This is a genomic window from Modicisalibacter ilicicola DSM 19980, assembly GCF_900128925.1.
Lineage (GTDB): Bacteria > Pseudomonadota > Gammaproteobacteria > Pseudomonadales > Halomonadaceae > Modicisalibacter > Modicisalibacter ilicicola.
In genome coordinates this window covers 129,993-147,353 of record NZ_FQUJ01000003.1, presented here as the reverse complement: position 1 = coordinate 147,353, position 17,361 = coordinate 129,993, and the positions used below count along the sequence as shown (strand labels likewise).

The window sequence follows — 17,361 nt, the reverse complement described above, 5'->3', positions numbered from 1 at the left end:
AGAGGACTTGAACCTCCACGTCCGTAAGGACACTAGCACCTGAAGCTAGCGCGTCTACCAATTCCGCCATCTGGGCAAGTGGCCACGCATCTTACCGATTCTTTTTTAAAATGCAATAGACAAATACGGCCGGGGTGGCGATGGTTGGGTCGTTTCCCATGCGGCGCTATACTGCGCCCATGACAACCTATCGCAACATTGCCTCGCACCTGCCGCTGTACGCCCACTCTTTCTCAAGGAAGCCTCATTCATGAATCATTGGACGTTGAGCGACGACCCGCAAGCGGAACGCGAAGCCCATAAATACGAGCGGCCGGTGCCGAGCCGCGAATACCTGATGGCCCGACTCGAGGAGTATGGCAAGCCCATCACCCACGAGAACATGAGCCGCATGCTGGGTCTGGAGGACGAGGACCAGCAGGAGGCGGTGCGCCGCCGCCTGGCGGCCATGGAGCGCGACGGCCAGGTGCTGCGCAATCGTCGGGGCGCCTATGCGCTGATCGACAAGCTCGACCTGATCAAGGGCAAGGTGCTGGGGCATCGGGACGGCTTCGGCTTCCTGATTCGCGACGACGGCAAGAAGCCGGACCTGGTGATTCCCCCGCGGCAGATGCGCCGTGTCTTTCACGGCGATCATGTCCTGACCCGCGTCAGCGGCCGGGACCGCCGGGGGCGTGACGAGGCGACCATCGTCGAAATACTGGCACGCAATACTCAGACCCTGGTAGGGGTCTATCGCGAACGCACCAGTGAATTCAGCGTGCTGATTCCCGAGAATTCACGCATACCGCTGGAAGTGATCATTCCCAACAAGGCCACCGGCGGCGCCAGGGACGGGCAGGTCGTCTCGGTCAAGATCACCCAGCAGCCCGATACTCGGGTGCAACCGGTCGGCGAGGTCGTCGAGGTGCTTGGCGAGCGCATGGATCCCGGCATGGAGATCGACATCGCCATCCGCAGCCACGACATTCCCGCCGACTTCCCCCCGGAGGTCGAGGAGGAGATCGCCGGCATGTCCGCCGAGGTGGCCGAGTCGGACAAGCACCACCGTATCGACCTGCGCGACACGCCGCTGGTCACCATCGACGGCGAGGATGCCAAGGACTTCGACGATGCGGTCTGCGCCTGGAAGACCCGGTCGGGGAGCTGGAAGCTGCTGGTCGCCATCGCCGATGTGTCCCACTACGTGCCCATCGGCTCGGCACTCGATCAGGAGGGCCATACCCGTGGCAATTCGGTTTATTTCCCGGGGCAAGTGGTGCCGATGCTGCCGGAGCTGCTCTCCAATGGCCTCTGCTCGCTGAATCCCGAGGTCGACCGCCTGACCCTGGTCTGCGAGATGAACATCTCCAAGAGCGGCGCGATCAGTCGCTACAAGTTCTACGAGGCGGTCATCCGCTCGCATGCCCGGCTGACCTACAACCAGGTGGGTGAAATGCTCGAGTCACCGGACAGCGCCGAGGGCCAGGCGCTGTGCGAACGTTATCGCTCGTTGCTGCCCTCCCTGAAGAACCTGCACGCGCTCTACAAGATATTGCGTGAATCGCGCAGCGAGCGCGGTGCCATCGATTTCGAGACCACCGAGACGGAGATCCTCTTCAATGCGGAGCGCAAGATCGAGGCCATCGTGCCGCGCACCCGCAACGATGCCCACAAGCTGATCGAGGAGTGCATGCTGGCGGCCAACGTGGCCACCGCGCGGTTCCTCGACAAGCACGACTTGCCGGCGCTGTATCGCATCCACCAGCCGCCGTCGCCGGAACGCCTCGACAAGTTGCGCCTGTTCCTCAACGAGCTGGGCCTGTCCCTGGGCGGCGGAGACGAGCCGACACCCCAGGATTTCCAGGCGTTGCGCGAGGCGATCAAGGATCGCCCCGACGCGGACATCATCCAGACGGTGATGCTGCGCTCGATGAGTCAGGCGGTCTACTCCCCCCAGAACGAAGGCCACTTCGGGCTGGCCTACCAGGCCTATGCACACTTCACCTCGCCGATCCGTCGCTACCCGGACCTGCTGGTGCATCGTGCGATCCGTTCGGTGATCCGTGGCCCCCGCAAGACGGCGACCGTCGAGCGGGTCGAAGGCGCGCCGGTGGAGAAGCCCAGCCAGTGGTGCCCCTACACCTTCGAGCAGATGGTCGAACTGGGCGAGCACTGTTCGATGACCGAGCGGCGTGCCGACGATGCCACCCGGGACGTCGCCGACTGGCTCAAGTGCGAGTTCATGTCCGACAAGGTCGGCGAGGTCTTCGATGGCACCATCGCCTCGGTCACCCAGTTCGGCATCTTCGTGCGCCTCAATGACGTCTACGTCGAAGGCCTGGTGCATGTGACATCGCTGCCCTCGGACTACTACCACTACGAGCCCGAGAAGCATCGCCTCAAGGGGGAGCGGGGCGGTATCGCCTATCGCCTGGGCGACGGGGTCACCGTGCAGGTGGCTCGGGTCGACCTCGACGATCGCAAGATCGATTTCGAGCTGGTCGAAGAGATGCCGCGCAAGCAGCGTCAGCCGCGCAAGCCCAGGGCGAATGCGACCGGCCCGGGTCCTCAGGACGCCAAGACGGGCCAGAAGAAACCCCGCAAGCGCAAGGCGCGACCCGGCAAGCAGGAGCGCGAAAAGAGCCAGGGAGGTGCGCCGCCGCGCAGCCGTCGCGGTGGGCGTAAGTCCTCCGGAGGCAAGTCGTGAGTCGTGGTGCGCCACGGCGTTCCCACGCCCCATCGTCGGGGAGGCGTCACAAGCCGTCCCGGGGGCGTCAGGCCTCCGGAGCGGCTGCGCCTGGCGGGCTGGATCCGGTGTTCGGCGTGCATGCCGTGGAGGCACTGTTCGAGCGGGGCGACCCTCCTCGGGAGCTGTGGGTCCAAGAAGGCCGGGCTGAGGTGCGTCTGAATGCCCTGGTCGAACAGGCACGCCGTGCCGGAACGCGCCTGCTCGGTCAGCCTCGTGAAGCGCTCGACGAGATCGCTCAGAGCGGAGCCCATCAGGGCGTCATCGCCTTCTGTGCCCCGCTCGTGGCCCAAAGCGAGGAAGCGCTCATGCTGCGGCTCAACGGCTGGCCCCACGAGGCGCCACCGTTGCTGCTGATTCTCGACGGCGTCACCGACGTGCACAATCTGGGGGCCTGCCTGCGCAGCGCCGACGCGGCCGGGGCGCATGGCGTCATCCTGCCCAAGGACAAGACGGCGCCCCTCAATGCCACGGTGCGCAAGGTGGCCAGCGGCGCCGCGGAAAGCGTGCCGGTCTATCAGGTCACCAACCTGGCCCGTGCCATGGCCCGGCTCAAGGAGGCCGGTGTCTGGCTGAGCGGCACCGCGGGAGAGGCCGAAGCCAGCCTGTTCGAGGTCGACCTCACCGGTCCCTGCGCGCTGGTCATGGGGGCCGAGGGCAAGGGGCTGCGTCGCCTGACCCGGGAGGCGTGCGACACGCTGATCAAGCTGCCCATGGCCGGCAGCGTGTCCAGCCTCAACGTGTCGGTGGCGGCCGGCATCTGCCTCTACGAGGCAGTGCGGCAAAGGCATCACTGAGCGCAGCAGCCTTGCTTCATCTGATCGACAGGCCTTTTCTTGCAAGAAAGGGGTGCGATCACTACAATTGTGCGGTTCTTCGAACACCCTCACCCAGTAAACCACGACTCCTTGCTTCCTCGGCGGGTTCTTCCTGGCCTGCGGAAGCTGTCAAACCGTAAGGAGAGTTCATGCGTCATTATGAAATCGTCTTCATGGTCCATCCGGACCAGAGCGAGCAGGTACCCTCGATGGTCGAGCGCTACACCGGCCTCGTCACCGAAAACGGCGGTACCGTCCATCGTCTTGAAGATTGGGGCCGCCGTCACCTGGCCTATCCGATCAACAAGATCCACAAGGCCCACTACGTACTGATGAACATCGAGTGCCGCGGCGAGACTCTCGAGGAAATCGAGAACATCTTCCGCTTCAACGATGCCATCATCCGTAGCCTGGTCGTGCGCTGCAAGGAAGCCGTCACCGAAGCCTCGCCGATGATGAAGCCGGCCGACGAGAAGCGTTCGCGTCGTGACGACAAGCCCCGCACCGAACGTTCAGACAGCTCCGAGCAGTCAGAAACCGCTGAAGCCAACTGATCCGCACTACCAGGAGGATGATCCATGGCACGTTTTTTCCGTCGCCGCAAGTTCTGCCGTTTCACCGCAGAAGGCGTGAAGTATATCGATTACAAGGATATCGATACGCTCAAGGCCTATATCACCGAGACCGGCAAGATCGTACCGAGCCGCATCACTGGCACTCGGGCGCGCTACCAGCGTCAGCTCTCCACGGCCATCAAGCGCGCTCGTTACCTGTCGCTGCTGCCCTATACCGATAGTCACCAGTAAGCCGATATCGCGTGATGCTACCCCTGGCTCGTTGGGTGATGCGCGGCGCACCACAGGCGGCGGGTGCCGCCTTGCTGGCCGGCATCGTTCCCTGGCTGTTCTGGTTCAGTGCCGCCGTGGCCGGATTGGTGACGCTGCGTCGCGGACTGAGCGCGGCCCTGGTGGTGATCATCGCCGCAGCCCTTCCCGCCGGATGGTGGTGGAGCCAGGGCGACACCATTCCGCTGGCGAGTCTGCTGCTGGTGACGTTGATGGCCACCGTGCTGCGTGCTCGGTTGAGCTGGAGCGAAGCGCTGATCGTCGGTGCCCTGGCGGGCGCGGTGATGATCCAACTGGGGATATTCCTGCCCCCCGGCGGGGCGGGGCCGCTGCTGGAACAGTTGCGCCAGAGTTCCCCGGAAATCGAGCGCATGCTGGGTCAGCTCAACGAGCAGGGCGTCGCCACCGAGCAGTTGGCTGCACTGCTGATCGGTGGCGTGACGGGATTGATCGTATTGTTGGCTGCGGTGGCGTGTCTTGCGCTGGCGCGCAGCTGGCAGGCAGGGTTGTACAATCCTGGCGGCTTTCGCAGCGAGTTCCACGCCCTGCGACTCGGGGTGAAGGAGCTGGCGGTGCTCATTGGCCTTGGCGTGATGGGCATGGTGCTGGCACTACCCTCGCTGGCCATGCTCGCCTGGGTGCCGCTGCTGGTATGTGGCGTCGCGTTGATACACGGTCTTATTGGTCTCAAGGGCATGAACAAGCTATGGCTAGTGGCGTTCTACATACTGCTGCTGACGACATGGCCCATGATTTTGATTGTGCTGCTGCTGGGTTTCATCGATACCTTCGCGGATTTTCGCGGCCGACTGGCCCGCAGCCAATGACATAGAGGTTAACGAGATGGAAGTCATTCTGCTCGACAAGATCGGCAAGCTGGGTGATCTGGGTGACAAGGTCACCGTCAAGCCCGGTTACGGTCGTAACTACCTGGTGCCCTACGGCCTGGCCGTGCCGGCAACCAAGGAAAACGTGGAAGCGTTCGAAGCGCAACGTGCCGAGCTCGAAGCCCAGGCTACCGAGCGCAGAAACGAGGCTGAAAAGCGCGCCGAACAGCTCAACGACATCGAGCTTTCCCTGGTCGCCAAGGCCGGCGACGAAGGCAAGCTGTTCGGCTCGATCGGACCGCGTGATCTGGCCGATGCGCTCTACCAGGCCGGCATCGAAGTGGCCAAGAGCGAAGTGCGCATGCCGGAAGGGCCGATTCGTGCCACCGGCGAATACGACATCCAGCTGCACCTGCATGCGGAAGTCGATGCCACCATTCGTGTGGTCGTGGTCGCCGAATAGACCGACGTTGCCGGATAGTGAAAGAAAGGCGTGCAGGGTTTTTACCTGCACGCCTTTTTTTCGTTGCTTGCCCCGCCTCCACGGGGGGCAATTCCCCTATGCTTTTCTCCTGCCGTGCTTTTCTCCTGCCGTGCTTTTCTTCTGCCGTATAGTGGATCGATCACCACGTTAGAGGTTGTGGTCATGAAAAGTCTGCACTATTTCTTCTTCCACGCTGCCCTGGCGCTGATTGTCGCCATTGCCACGGTGTCTTTCATGGCCGACCAGGTCTTCGCCGAGCCCGCGGCAAAGGGTTCGAGCCGTCAATGGCTGGCGCAACTCGGGACTGCCCTGGGGCTACGAGATCGATCCGGAGGTGGCCTGGCGCCCCTCTCCCTGAAAAGCTGGCGGCCCTCCCTGAAAAGCTGGCGGCCCTCCCTGAAAAGCTGGCGGCCCTCCCTGAAAAGTAAGATAGACCGGGTTAGGGTGGTGGCAGCCGATGGGATAGAATGAGCGCCGCTATCCGGATTGTCGAAGGCCCGCCCGTCATGAATGAATTTCTCGAACCCGATCAGGAAACCGCGGCGCTCAAGGTGCCTCCGCACTCCCTGGAGGCGGAACAGTCGGTGCTGGGCGGCTTGATGCTCGACAATGACGCCTGGGACACCGTCTCCGAACGGCTGGTGGCGGACGATTTCTATCGCTACGAACATCGGCTGGTGTTCAACGCCATGATCCAGCTGGCGGAGTCCGCCCACCCCCTCGACGTGGTAACCCTCTCCGAGGCCCTGGAGAACCGCGATCAGCTCGATACCGTGGGCGGGCTCGCCTACCTGGCAGAGCTGGCGCGCAATACGCCCTCGGCCGGCAACATCCGGGCCTACGCGGACATCGTCCGCGAGCGCGCCACCCTGCGCAAGCTGATCCAGGCGGCCAACCAGATCGCCGAGGGGGCGTTCAGCCCCCAGGGACGGGCCGCCGACGAACTGGTCAACGAGGCCGAGCGATTGGTGTTCCAGATCAGCGAGTCGCGCCCCAAGTCCGGCGGTCCCATCGGCATGAGTCAACTGCTCTCCAAGGCCGTGGATCGCATCGACGAGTTGTTCAACATGCAGGGGCAGATGACGGGGCTCTCCTCGGGGTTCCGTGATCTCGACGACATGACCTCGGGGCTGCAGCCCTCTGACCTGGTGATCATCGCCGGGCGTCCCTCCATGGGCAAGACCACCTTTGCCATGAACCTGGTCGAGCACGCCGTCATCTCCAGCGACAAGCCGGTGATGGTGTTCTCCATGGAGATGCCCGCCGAGTCGTTGATGCTGCGCATGCTCTCCTCCCTGGGACGCATCGACCAGACCCGGGTGCGTACCGGGCAGCTCGAGGACGAGGACTGGCCGCGCCTGACCTCGGCGGTCAACCTGCTAAAGGACAAGCAGCTGTTCATCGACGACACGGCGGCGCTGTCGCCCAACGAGATGCGCTCGCGCATCCGCCGCGTGGTGCGCGAACAGGGCAACCTGGGCCTGATCATGATCGACTATCTGCAGCTGATGCAGATCCCCGGGTTTTCCGAGAACCGCACCGGCGAAATCTCGGAGATATCGCGCTCCCTCAAGGGACTGGCCAAGGAGTTCGGCTGCCCGGTCATCGCCCTGTCGCAGCTCAACCGCTCCCTGGAGCAGCGCCCCAACAAGCGTCCGGTGATGTCGGACCTTCGTGAATCGGGCGCGATCGAACAGGATGCAGATGTCATCGCCTTCGTCTATCGTGACGAGGTCTACAATACGGATAATCCGGATAACAAGGGGCTGGCCGAGCTGATCATCGGCAAGCAGCGTAACGGACCCATCGGGACCGTGCACCTGGCCTTCATCGGCAAGTACACGCGCTTCGAGGATCTGGCTCCGGACAGCTACGGACAGCATTTCGGCGAATAGAGGATCTTCCATGGCCAGTGGTTTTCGACGCGGCAACCGCAAGCGCGCCCCCAAGCTCGAGGCGCGCGGCATTCTCGAGAGCGTGGAGCGTGAGGGCCCCTTCAAGGAGTGGTTGGGCATGCCGGATCTCTACCGCTATCACCTGGTCGTCGATGGCCAGGCCTACAGCTACCAGACCGAGGATACGGAGTTGCCGGTCGCGGTCGGCGATCGCGTCGTGTTCCGCTACAAGGAGACCAAGGCGGGCAACTGGGTGGATCGCAACTCCCTCGGCGTGGCGATCGATCCATCGAGTTACCCGCAAGGGTGAACTCTCCCGCGAAGGGCGGTTGAACCTTCCCGGGTTAATGAAATCGTAATAGGCGCGAGGCAGGCTGGATGCCTGCGGGTGCGGGGTAGCGCATCCATTCATTGACTCGGAGGGAACATGGACCTTCAAGAACTGAAACATTACGTACGCCATCACGACAATGGCGAGATTCGCGTGATCAGCCATGCAGGAAGCCGCTGCTATCAGGTGGAGCTGGAGGACGTGGAAGGCGAGCGTCATCTCCTGACCCGACGCGGCAAGCCGATGCTGTTTCGCGCCCTGGATGACGTCTATCTGGAACTCAAGCGCGCCGGCATTCACCGGGCCTATCTGGTGCAGTATGTGGCCCATGACGAGATGATCGGCCGCGAGGCGCATTACGACGAGCCGCTCGGCTCACGCATGCCTTTGGTATTCTGACCCCTCGGACGGATCAGCCATTCCCGGCATCCCTGCTGTCGGGTTCCAGCCAGCGAGCGAGTCGATTGCGCCGCCTCGCCACCGCCATGTACAGCGCGTCGAGCAATGGCCTGAGCCCCGGCAGACAGGTCAACCTCACCAGCCAGCGATGACCGAGCACGGCGTAGAGCGCACGGCTCGACTCCATTCCCGCGAACCAGTGCCCCGCGCCATCCAGGGCGTAGAGCCTTCCCATCAGCTCGTCGCAGTCGCGACCCCAGGGCGCGGGGTCGAAGCCGTCGGCGCGAATGTCGATGAAGCGAATGCGCTCACGGTGGCGATGACGCTCGAGCCAGCCCACCTGGCGACGACACAGCGCGCAGCCGCCATCGTAGAAGAGCGTAATCGGCGCACGAGCCGCGAAGGGTGAGGTCATGGATCCTCCCGGGTGTCACGGTAGCCCTGCAGATGATCGCCCTGGCCGTAGGCCGTCTCCCAGTCGATGCTTTCCAGGAACCGGCTGGCCTGATCGCGCATCGCCCGGCGCTTTTCTTCCTTCATGCGTTTGAGGGAGCCATAGATCAGTTTCATGCGTGGATTGCTTTCCAGACGTTCGGCGTGCCGCTCCAGGAATGCCCAGTAGAGGCTGTTGAAGGGGCAGGCGTTCTCGCCGGTGACCTGTTTGACGTCGTAGCGGCAATGGCGGCAGTGATCGGACATGCGGTCGATGTACTTGCCCGAGGCGCAGTAGGGCTTGGAACCCAGGAGACCGCCGTCGGCGTGCAGCACCATGCCCAGCGTGTTGGGTAGCTCGACCCACTCGAAGGCATCGGCATAGACGGCCAGGTACCAGTCGCACAGTGCTTCGGGCTTGACGCCGCAGAGCAGGGCAAAGTTGCCGGTGACCATCAGTCGCTGTATGTGATGAGCATAGGCGTTGTCCCGGGTCATCTCCAAGGCACGCCTGAGGCAGCGCAGGTCGGTCTCGGCATTCCAGTAGAACGCCGGCAGGCCGCGCTCGGCGCCCAGGCGGTTCTCGCGCTTGTAGGCCGGCATCTTCAACCAGTAGATGCCACGTACGAATTCGCGCCAGCCGAGGATCTGGCGAATGAAGCCTTCCACCGCGTTGATCGGCGCATCGCCCCGGTAATAGGCGGACTCGGCCGCCTCGCAGACCTCGCGCGGCTCCAGTAGGCCGATGTTCATCGCCGCCGACAGCCGGGCATGAAACAGGGTGGGATGGGTATCGCTGATGGCATCCTGGTAACGACCGAAATCAGGGAGGCAGTGCGTGATGAAATGACGCAGGTCGACCAGGGCCTGGCGCCGGGTCACCGGCCAGTTGAATGCCTCGAGTTCACCGAAATGCCCGGCGAAGTGTGTCTCGACCAGGCCCAGTACCTGCCGGGTCAGCGTGTCCCGGCGATGGACGGGAGGCGTAGGAAAGTCGAGATCACGGCGGATGGGCTGGCGGTTGTCGTGATCGAAGTTCCATTGACCACCGGCCGGTGCATCGTCCTCCATCAGCAACCCGGTGCGCCGGCGCATCTGTCGATAGAAGTTCTCCATGCGCAGTTGCTCGCGACCCTCGGCCCAGGCGGCGAAGTCCTCCAGGGGGCAGAAGAAGCGATCATCCTCGACGATCGCCCAGTTCGCCTTGCGGCGTCGCAGGCGCGCCAGCAGCCGCCACTCCCCGGGACGCACGACGCGTATCTCGCCGCAGCCGTAAAGGGCGGCGAGGCGCTCGGCTTCATCGAGCAGGTCCTGACAGTTATCATCGTCATCCAGGGCGCTGTAGTGCACGCGCCATCCCTTGCCGCGCAGCCGTCGGGCAAAGTGGCGCATGGCGGCGAAGATCAGCGCGATCTTCTGTGGATGATGGGGCACATAGCGTCCTTCACCCGCCACCTCGCAGAGCGCGATCACGGCGTCGGCGGGAGCGTCGCGCAACGTTGCCAGATCGAGGCTGAGCTGGTCGCCGAGCACGAGAATCAACGGTTTGGGCATAAATTGACCATAAGTTGTACAACTATGCCTGATAGTATAACGTCATTCGCCGTTCCAGCAGGGCACGTTTGCCCTCTTTCGTCTGTATCAATGTCGCTAGGAGATACCTCATGACCACCCCTCGCTTCGGCGTATTGCTGGCCAACCTGGGTACGCCGGATGCCCCCACTCCCGAGGCGGTGCGCCGCTATCTGGCGGAATTCCTCTGGGACGAGCGGGTCGTCGATGCACCACGCCCCTTGTGGTGGCTGATCCTCAATGGCGTGATCCTGCGTTTTCGCCCGGCCAAGGTGGCCAAGGGCTATGCCTCGGTATGGCAGGAAGGGGGGTCGCCCCTGCTGGTCATCGCCCGGCGCCAGCAGCAGGCGCTGAAGGCGCTGCTGGCCGAGCGTCTCGGCGAAGCGATTCCCGTCGAACTGGCCATGACCTACGGCCGGCCGAGCATGGAGGAGGCCGGCCTGCGGCTGCGCGATGCCGGTGTCGAGCGCATCCTGGTATTGCCGCTCTATCCGCAGTTCTCGCGTTCGACCACTGCCGCGGTCTTCGATCGTCTTGCCAGGGCGCTCAAGCGCTGTCCACATCTGCCGGAGCTGCGCTTCGTGCGCGATTATCACGATCATCCCGCCTACATCGAGGCACTCGCCAACAGCGTGCGCGAGCATTGGCAGCACCACGAGGGGCAGCGTGGCTACTTGATGATGTCCTACCACGGCATCCCCAAGCGCTACGCCGACAATGGCGACCCTTATCCGCGTCAGTGCGAGGCCACCAGCCGCCTGGTGGCCGAGGCGCTGGGCCTGAAGGAAGGCGAATGGCAGATGACCTATCAGTCGCGTTTCGGTCGGGAAGAGTGGCTCAAGCCCTATACCGATCACACCCTCATGGAACTGCCGAAACAGGGCGTCGAGCATGTCGATATCATGAGTCCCGCCTTCTCCGCCGACTGTCTGGAGACCCTGGAGGAACTGGAGGTGGAGAACCGGGAGAACTTCATCGGGGCAGGCGGCAAGACCTATCGCTACATCCCGGCCCTCAACGACCGTGACGACCATATCGCACTGTTTGCAAGCCTGGTGGAGCAGCATACCCAGGGCTGGTGAGGCCGCCTCGATCCGGGATCATAAAGAGATGGCGGCGCTCAGCCGTGGCCGAGGTCCGGGTGCGGCACCGGCTTCTCGCCCACTTCCTCGTCGCGCAGTTCGGGCGGGTCACCGCGAGTCCTGTCCGCGCGGCGCAACCGCAAGTGCAGGCCAGTCTTGGCCAGCAGGTGAGCACTGACCGGCGCGGTGATGAACAGGAACAGCGTGATCAGCATCTCCTGAACATGAGGCTGACCGTCGATCACCCAGAAATAGAGCATCGAGGCCGCCAGCATGCAGCCGATCCCCAGGGTGGTCGCCTTGGTAGGACCGTGCAGGCGCATGTAGAAGTCCTGCAGGTGAGCCATGCCCAGCGAGCCAATGAAAGCGAAGGCACCACCAGCGACCAGTAGAAAGGCGATCAGGCCCTCGAGTAGCACGTATAGCGTCATGAGCCCTCCTATTCGATGATGTCGCCACGCAGCAGGTACTTGCAGACTGCCACGGTGCTGATGAACCCCAGCATGGCGATCAGCAGCGCCGACTCGAAGTAGGTCTTGGTGTTCAGCCAGAGCCCCATCAGCACGATCAGCGCGATGGAGTTCACGTACATGGTGTCCAGTGCCAGGAGCCGATCCGGCATGTCCGGGCCGACGGCAAGCCGGTAGACGTTGAGCAGCAGCGCGGCTACCACCAGTGCCATGCTGGTCCATAGGGCAAAGTCTAGCATTCGTAGATCTCCTTCAGCGGCCGCTCGTAGCGCTCGCGAATCTGCCTGACGAGCGCTGCCTCGTCGTCCACATCCAGGGCATGGATCAGCAGCGTCCGTCCATCCAGGCGCAGGTTTGCCGACACCGTGCCCGGGGTCAGGCTGATGGTGTTGGCCAGCAGGGTGATGGTGAAGCGGTTCTCCAGCATCAGCGGATACTCCACGAAGTGAGGGCGCAGCCGTCGCCAGGGATTGACGATCAGCCAGGCCACCTCGATGTTGGCTACCAAAATGTCGACGAGCACGCGCAGCACGAAGCGCAGCAGCAACCAGGGTTTGGATATCCGGGGTGCGCTGTCCCGGAAGCGGTAAGTGGCCAACGGGATAACCACCGCCAAGAAGCTGCCCAGCAGCAGTTGGCCGGGACTGGCGCTGCGCACCAGCAATAGCCAGACCACCAGCAGCAGGCTCGACAGCAGCGGTGTCGGTAGCCAGGAGCGCAGAAAGGTCATGGCGTGCCTCCAGTGTTCAGCAATGCCTCGATCATTCGCTGAGGATGAGCCAGTTGCTCGGCGGTGGCTCGGGTGTAGTCACTGACCGGGCCTGCAAGCACCACCAGCAGCGGTGCGGCACTCAACAACCAGATGACACCGAACCACTGGCTGCGCGGGAGCGCCAGGCCGCCGGGGTCTCCCTGGCTGCGCCAGAACAACGTGGAGCCGGCTCGGGAGAGAGCGATTAGCGCGCATAGCCCGGTGCCCAGCAGCAGCGGCCACAGCCAGGCGCGTTGGCTGCCCTCGGCGGACGCCATCAGCAGCGCCTTGCCCAAGGCCCCGGACAGCGGCGGCACGCCGGCTACCGCCACAGCGCCGACGAAGAAGAGTCCGGCGAGCCAGCCGCCCTGGCGCAGTGGGCGACCGCGAACCAGGCGCGTGCCGGCCTTGCCTCGCTGTTGACCGATCAGCTCGGCCAGCAGGAAGAGGCCGCCGGTGACGAGCGTCGTGTGCACCAGGTAGTAGAGCAGAGCCGAGACGGCAGCCGGCGAGCCCAGGCCGATGCCGGCCATCAGGGTGCCCACCGAGACCAGCAGCAGATAGGCCACCAGCAGGCGCAAGTCCCGGGCGGCCAGTACACCGACCCCGGCCACCGCCAGGGTGCCCAGCGACAACCACCATACCCAGGCTTGTTCCAGGCGCGACAGCGCTCCGGCGCCATCGCCGAACACCAGGGAGTAGACCCGCAGAATGGCGTAGATGCCGACCTTGGTCATGATGGCGAAGAGCGCCGCTACCGGTGCGGGAGCGGCGGCGTAGGTGCGGGGCATCCAGAAATAGAGCGGCAGGACCGCCGCCTTGAGGCCGAACACCACCAGCAGCATCAGGGCGCCGGCAGTGACCAGCCCGGTGCGTTCGGCGGGTAGTTCGCCAAGTCGTACCGCCATGTCGGCCATGTTGAGAGTGCCTGTGGCGCCGTAAAGCACACCCACAGCGATCAGGAACAGGGCCGAGCCGGCCATGTTGAGCACCACATAATGTACACCGGAGAGGATGCGCGCCTTGCCACCACCGTGCAGCAGCAGCGCGAAGGAGGCGAGCAGCAGCACTTCGAAGAAGACGAAGAGGTTGAACAGGTCGCCGGTGAGGAAGGCGCCGTTGATGCCCATCAGCTGCCACTGAAAAAGGCCATGGAAGTTGCTGCCGCGCTCGTCCTCGCCGGCGCAGGCGAATACCACGACGCCCAGCGCCAGTATCGCGGTGAGCAGCACCATCAACGCCGAGAGGCGGTCGAGCACCAGGACGATACCGAAGGGCGGCTGCCAGTCACCCAGCGCGTAGTAGGCGATATCGCCGCCATTGGCTCGGGCCACCAGAGCAATGCCGACCAGCAGCAGCAGCAGCGTGCTCCCGACGCCGACCAGGCGCTTGAGGCGGGTGCCGGCCTGGCGTTTTAGCAGCAGCGCGACCCCGGCGACCAGCGGGAGCAAGACGGGCAGAACGATAAGATGCGCTATCACGAACGGCCCTCCCGGTCCTCGCGAGAGCGTCCGTCGACGTGGTCATTGCCTGCCTCGCTGCGGGCGCGCATGGCCAGGATCATCACGAAGGCGGTCATGGCGAAACCAATCACGATGGCGGTGAGTACCAGTGCCTGGGGCAGCGGGTCGGCGTAGCCCCCGGGGCCATTGACGATGGCCGCCCCATCGGTGGTCAGCCCCCCCATGGAAAACAGGAACAGGTTGACTGCATAGGAGAGCAGGGTCAGGCCGACCACCACCGGAAAGGTGCGCCCGCGCAGCACCAGATAGAGACCGCAGGCGGTCAACACGCCGGTGGTGATGGCGTAGAGGCTTTCCATCAGTGTTTCTCCTTGCCGGATCGCGAAGCGGTGTCGGTGGCGTGACTCTCGGTGGCCTCCTTGGCCGGGCGGTGAGGCGTGGTGACCTTGCCCAGGTTGGCCAGGATCATCAGCGTGGCCCCCACCACCGCCAGATAGACGCCGAGATCGAAGAGCATGGCGGTGGCCAGTTCGAACTCGCCGATCAATGGCAGGCTGAAATGGCCGAAGGCCGACGTCAGGAAAGGATAGCCAAACAGCCAGCTGCCCAGTCCCGTCAGGGTGGCGGTGGCCACCCCGACGATCGCGACCGGCTGGTAGGGGAAATCGAGGCGTTGCTGGGTCCATTCCACACCCCGGGCCATGTACAGCAGGATCAGCGCGACGGCAGTGACCAGTCCGGCGATGAAGCCACCCCCGGGCTGGTTGTGGCCGCGCAGGAAGATGAAGGCGGACACCAGCAGGGCCAGTGGTAGCAGGGCCATGGAAATGGAAGTGAGGATCGCCGGATAACGATCCGGCGACCAGAGCCGTCCCTCACCATCACTGTGGGGCATGAACAGTCGCAGACGGTTGAGCAGCTTGAAGATCGCCAGCCCCGCCAGCGCCAGCACGGTGATCTCTCCCAGCGTATCGAAGCCCCGGAAGTCGACCAGGATGACGTTGACCACATTGTGACCGCCGCCACCGGGCACGCTATTTTCCAGGAAAAAGCCGGAGATGGAGGCATTGTCCCGAGTCAGAACCGCATAGTTGAGACTGGCGACGACGACGCCCAGGGCGCCGGCCAGGCCGACATCGCGCAGGTTGCGGCGGTTCGAGGACTCCTTCGGTGTTTTCTGGGGAAGGAAGAACAGGGCCAGCATCAGCAGGATCATGGTCACCACCTCCACCGAGAGCTGGGTCAGCGCCAGGTCCGGTGCCGAGAAGCGGGCGAAGGTCAGGGCGACCACCAGCCCCACCACCGAAAGCATCAGCAGCGAGATCAGGCGGTAACGGTGAGTGGCGGCGGTGCCGATACCGCCGAAGATCAACAGGCCGGCACCCAGCAGCAGAATGCCGTCCAACGGCTGGTTGCCCTTGCTGCCGGTGAGTACCGGCATCTGGGCCAGGCCCAGCACCCCCATCACCAGGGCGGTCAGCAGCAGCAGCGTCATGTAGCGCTGCAGGGAACCGCCGTCGAGACGGGCCAGGTTTCTCTCGGCAATGCGGCCAAGGCTCTGAATGGCGGCCTCGAACACCAGTCTCGCATCCACCGGACGAAAGCCCTTGATGAGGCGTCGCAGGTTGGCGTGTCGCCAGTAGGCTGCCACACCGACAATCAGCGCCACCAGGCTCATCATCAGCGGCAGGTTGACGCCGTGCCAGATCGACAGATGGAACTCGAAGGCCTTGCCCAGTACCGGCTCGAGGGCCAGACCCAGCAAGCCTTCCACCAGCACCGGCGCCACGCCCACCACCAGACACAGCAGCGCCAGCAGTGCCACCGGGGCACGCATGAGCCAGGGTGGTTCATGGGGCGGTTGCGCTGGAGCCTCACGAGGTTCCTTGAAGAACACGGCATGGATCAGGCGCAGCGAGTAAGCGACCGAGAGCACGCCACCCAGGGTGGCGAGCACCGGCAGCAGCCAGCCCAGCCCACCCAGTAGCGGGGCCGCGAGAGTCTCGGCGAACAGCATTTCCTTGGACAGGAAACCGTTGAACAGCGGTACCCCGGCCATGGCCGCCCCGGCGATGGTGGACAGAAGTGCGGTGACCGGCATCGCCCGACGCAGACCTCCGAGTCGGGCGATCTCACGGGTGCCGGTTTCGTGGTCGATGATGCCCGCGCTCATGAACAGTGCCGCCTTGAAGGTGGCGTGGTTGAGGATGTGAAACAGCGCCGCGACCAGCGCCATGGGACTGCCGATGCCCAGCAGCACCGTGATCAGTCCCAGATGGCTGACCGTGGAAAAGGCCAGAATGGCCTTGAGGTCGGTCTTGAACAGGGCGAACCAGGCACCGTAGATCAATGTGATCATGCCGGTCAGGGTGACGATTAGCGACCACAGCTCGCTGCCGGCGATGGCCGGGTGCAGGCGCGCCATCAGCAAGATCCCGGCCTTGACCATGGTCGCCGAGTGCAGATAGGCGGAGACCGGGGTGGGGGCGGCCATGGCATGGGGCAGCCAGAAGTGGAAGGGAAACTGCGCCGACTTGGTGAAGGCGCCCAGCAGCACCAGCCCCAGCATCAGCGAATAACGCGGGTCGGCCAGGATGGTCTCGCCGCTGGCCAGTACCACGTTCATGTCGAAACTGCCGACGATGTCGCCCAGCAGCAGCACCCCGGCGAGCAGCGCCAGACCACCGGCGCCGGTCACGGTGAGCGCCATGCGCGCCCCCTTGCGGGCGTCGCTGCGGTGCGACCAGAAGCCGATCAGCAGGAATGAGGAGAGACCGGTGAGCTCCCAGAACAGCCACAGCAGCAGCAGGTTGTCGGCCATCGCGATGCCGACCATGGAGGCCATGAACAGCATCAGGTAGGCGTAGAAGCGTCCGAAAGGTTCCGTCGCGGACAAGTAGTAGTGCGCATAGAGTAGAATCAGCAGGCCAATGCCCACGATCAGCGAATTGAACAGCAGCGCCAGGCCGTCCAGTCGGAACGCCAGATCGAGGCCAAGGGCGGGCATCCAGTCGACGGCGAAACGCAGCACCTCGCCAGCCGCCAGGCTAGGCCAGTGGGCAAGGGTCAGCACCAGGGCCAGAGCGGGCAACGCCGCCGTGGCCAGGGAGCAAAAACGTCGTCTGCGATGCGCGGTTAAGGCGGGTACCAACACCCCCAGCAGGGGCAGCAGGGCTATCCATAGCAAAGTCATCGATCGATCATCCTGCGCGAGTCTGGAAACAAAGGACGTGGCACGCCGGGAGCAGGATGACACAAGCGATG

General features: G+C 64.0%; 19 protein-coding genes. 11 read left to right on the top strand and 8 right to left on the bottom strand.

All coding sequences use genetic code 11. The features are described 5' to 3' along the window. The first annotated feature begins 250 nt into the window (after positions 1–250). From rnr to BUA41_RS03235, 10 genes are all read left to right on the top strand, one after another. Positions 251–2,689 (top strand): ribonuclease R, encoded by a 2,439-nt coding sequence (gene rnr / locus BUA41_RS03275; RefSeq protein ID WP_072819729.1) that lies wholly within the window; start codon positions 251–253, stop codon positions 2,687–2,689. Between the two features lie 116 nt (positions 2,690–2,805). Further along, on the top strand, positions 2,806–3,525 hold the full coding sequence (rlmB, locus tag BUA41_RS03270; RefSeq protein WP_084671143.1) for a 23S rRNA (guanosine(2251)-2'-O)-methyltransferase RlmB: 720 nt from the start codon (positions 2,806–2,808) through the stop codon (positions 3,523–3,525). Positions 3,526–3,695: 170 nt separating this feature from the next. Beyond that, the gene (gene rpsF / locus BUA41_RS03265) at positions 3,696–4,100 is read left to right on the top strand and encodes a 30S ribosomal protein S6 (RefSeq protein WP_072819727.1); all 405 of its coding nucleotides are present in this window, start codon (positions 3,696–3,698) and stop codon (positions 4,098–4,100) included. Positions 4,101–4,124: 24 nt separating this feature from the next. Then, positions 4,125–4,352, top strand: a complete 228-nt coding sequence (gene rpsR, locus BUA41_RS03260) for a 30S ribosomal protein S18 (RefSeq protein ID WP_072819725.1) — start codon at positions 4,125–4,127, stop codon at positions 4,350–4,352. A gap of 14 nt (positions 4,353–4,366) precedes the next feature. Continuing rightward, positions 4,367–5,218, top strand: a complete 852-nt coding sequence (locus BUA41_RS03255; protein WP_072819723.1) for a YybS family protein — start codon at positions 4,367–4,369, stop codon at positions 5,216–5,218. 16 nt (positions 5,219–5,234) lie between these two features. Then, entirely contained in the window at positions 5,235–5,681 is a 447-nt protein-coding gene (gene rplI, locus BUA41_RS03250; RefSeq protein WP_072819721.1) for a 50S ribosomal protein L9, read from the top strand. A gap of 183 nt (positions 5,682–5,864) precedes the next feature. Next, on the top strand, positions 5,865–6,173 hold the full coding sequence (locus BUA41_RS19160; RefSeq protein WP_175546923.1) for a hypothetical protein: 309 nt from the start codon (positions 5,865–5,867) through the stop codon (positions 6,171–6,173). Positions 6,174–6,208: 35 nt separating this feature from the next. After that, positions 6,209–7,597, top strand: coding sequence for a replicative DNA helicase (gene dnaB, locus BUA41_RS03245; RefSeq protein ID WP_072819719.1), 1,389 nt, complete (start codon positions 6,209–6,211; stop codon positions 7,595–7,597). Between the two features lie 10 nt (positions 7,598–7,607). Then, a complete protein-coding gene (locus BUA41_RS03240) occupies positions 7,608–7,907 on the top strand; it encodes a hypothetical protein (RefSeq protein ID WP_072819717.1) in 300 nt (99 codons plus the stop codon). A 117-nt stretch (positions 7,908–8,024) separates the two neighbouring features. Then, on the top strand, positions 8,025–8,327 hold the full coding sequence (locus BUA41_RS03235; RefSeq protein ID WP_072819715.1) for a DUF6482 family protein: 303 nt from the start codon (positions 8,025–8,027) through the stop codon (positions 8,325–8,327). A gap of 13 nt (positions 8,328–8,340) precedes the next feature. On the opposite strand, the gene BUA41_RS03230 is transcribed toward BUA41_RS03235, so the two are convergent. After that, complete coding sequence (locus BUA41_RS03230; RefSeq protein WP_072819713.1) at positions 8,341–8,742, bottom strand: thiol-disulfide oxidoreductase DCC family protein; 402 nt, start codon at positions 8,740–8,742, stop codon at positions 8,341–8,343. After that, positions 8,739–10,313 carry a cryptochrome/photolyase family protein gene (locus BUA41_RS03225; protein WP_072819711.1) on the bottom strand — a complete coding sequence of 525 codons (1,575 nt, stop codon included), beginning with the start codon at positions 10,311–10,313 and terminating at the stop codon, positions 8,739–8,741. Before BUA41_RS03225 ends, BUA41_RS03230 begins: the two co-directional genes overlap by 4 nt. A 110-nt stretch (positions 10,314–10,423) precedes the next feature. Between BUA41_RS03225 and hemH the strand changes: the two genes are divergently transcribed. Continuing rightward, positions 10,424–11,413, top strand: coding sequence for a ferrochelatase (hemH, locus tag BUA41_RS03220; RefSeq protein WP_072819709.1), 990 nt, complete (start codon positions 10,424–10,426; stop codon positions 11,411–11,413). Between the two features lie 38 nt (positions 11,414–11,451). Here hemH and BUA41_RS03215 read toward each other — a convergent pair whose 3' ends face one another. The 6 genes from BUA41_RS03215 to BUA41_RS03190 are packed head-to-tail and all read right to left on the bottom strand — an operon-like array spanning position 11,452 to position 17,290. Beyond that, complete coding sequence (locus BUA41_RS03215; RefSeq protein ID WP_072819707.1) at positions 11,452–11,844, bottom strand: Na+/H+ antiporter subunit G; 393 nt, start codon at positions 11,842–11,844, stop codon at positions 11,452–11,454. A gap of 8 nt (positions 11,845–11,852) precedes the next feature. Continuing rightward, positions 11,853–12,122 (bottom strand): K+/H+ antiporter subunit F, encoded by a 270-nt coding sequence (locus tag BUA41_RS03210; protein ID WP_072819705.1) that lies wholly within the window; start codon positions 12,120–12,122, stop codon positions 11,853–11,855. Continuing rightward, entirely contained in the window at positions 12,116–12,613 is a 498-nt protein-coding gene (locus BUA41_RS03205; RefSeq protein ID WP_072819704.1) for a Na+/H+ antiporter subunit E, read from the bottom strand. The genes BUA41_RS03210 and BUA41_RS03205 overlap by 7 nt, the downstream gene beginning before the upstream one ends. Next, complete coding sequence (locus BUA41_RS03200) at positions 12,610–14,115, bottom strand: monovalent cation/H+ antiporter subunit D (protein WP_072819701.1); 1,506 nt, start codon at positions 14,113–14,115, stop codon at positions 12,610–12,612. The genes BUA41_RS03205 and BUA41_RS03200 overlap by 4 nt, the downstream gene beginning before the upstream one ends. Beyond that, entirely contained in the window at positions 14,112–14,456 is a 345-nt protein-coding gene (locus tag BUA41_RS03195) for a Na+/H+ antiporter subunit C (protein ID WP_072819699.1), read from the bottom strand. The genes BUA41_RS03200 and BUA41_RS03195 overlap by 4 nt, the downstream gene beginning before the upstream one ends. Beyond that, positions 14,456–17,290, bottom strand: coding sequence for a monovalent cation/H+ antiporter subunit A (locus tag BUA41_RS03190; protein ID WP_072819698.1), 2,835 nt, complete (start codon positions 17,288–17,290; stop codon positions 14,456–14,458). The genes BUA41_RS03195 and BUA41_RS03190 overlap by 1 nt, the downstream gene beginning before the upstream one ends. Positions 17,291–17,361: the final 71 nt, after the last annotated feature.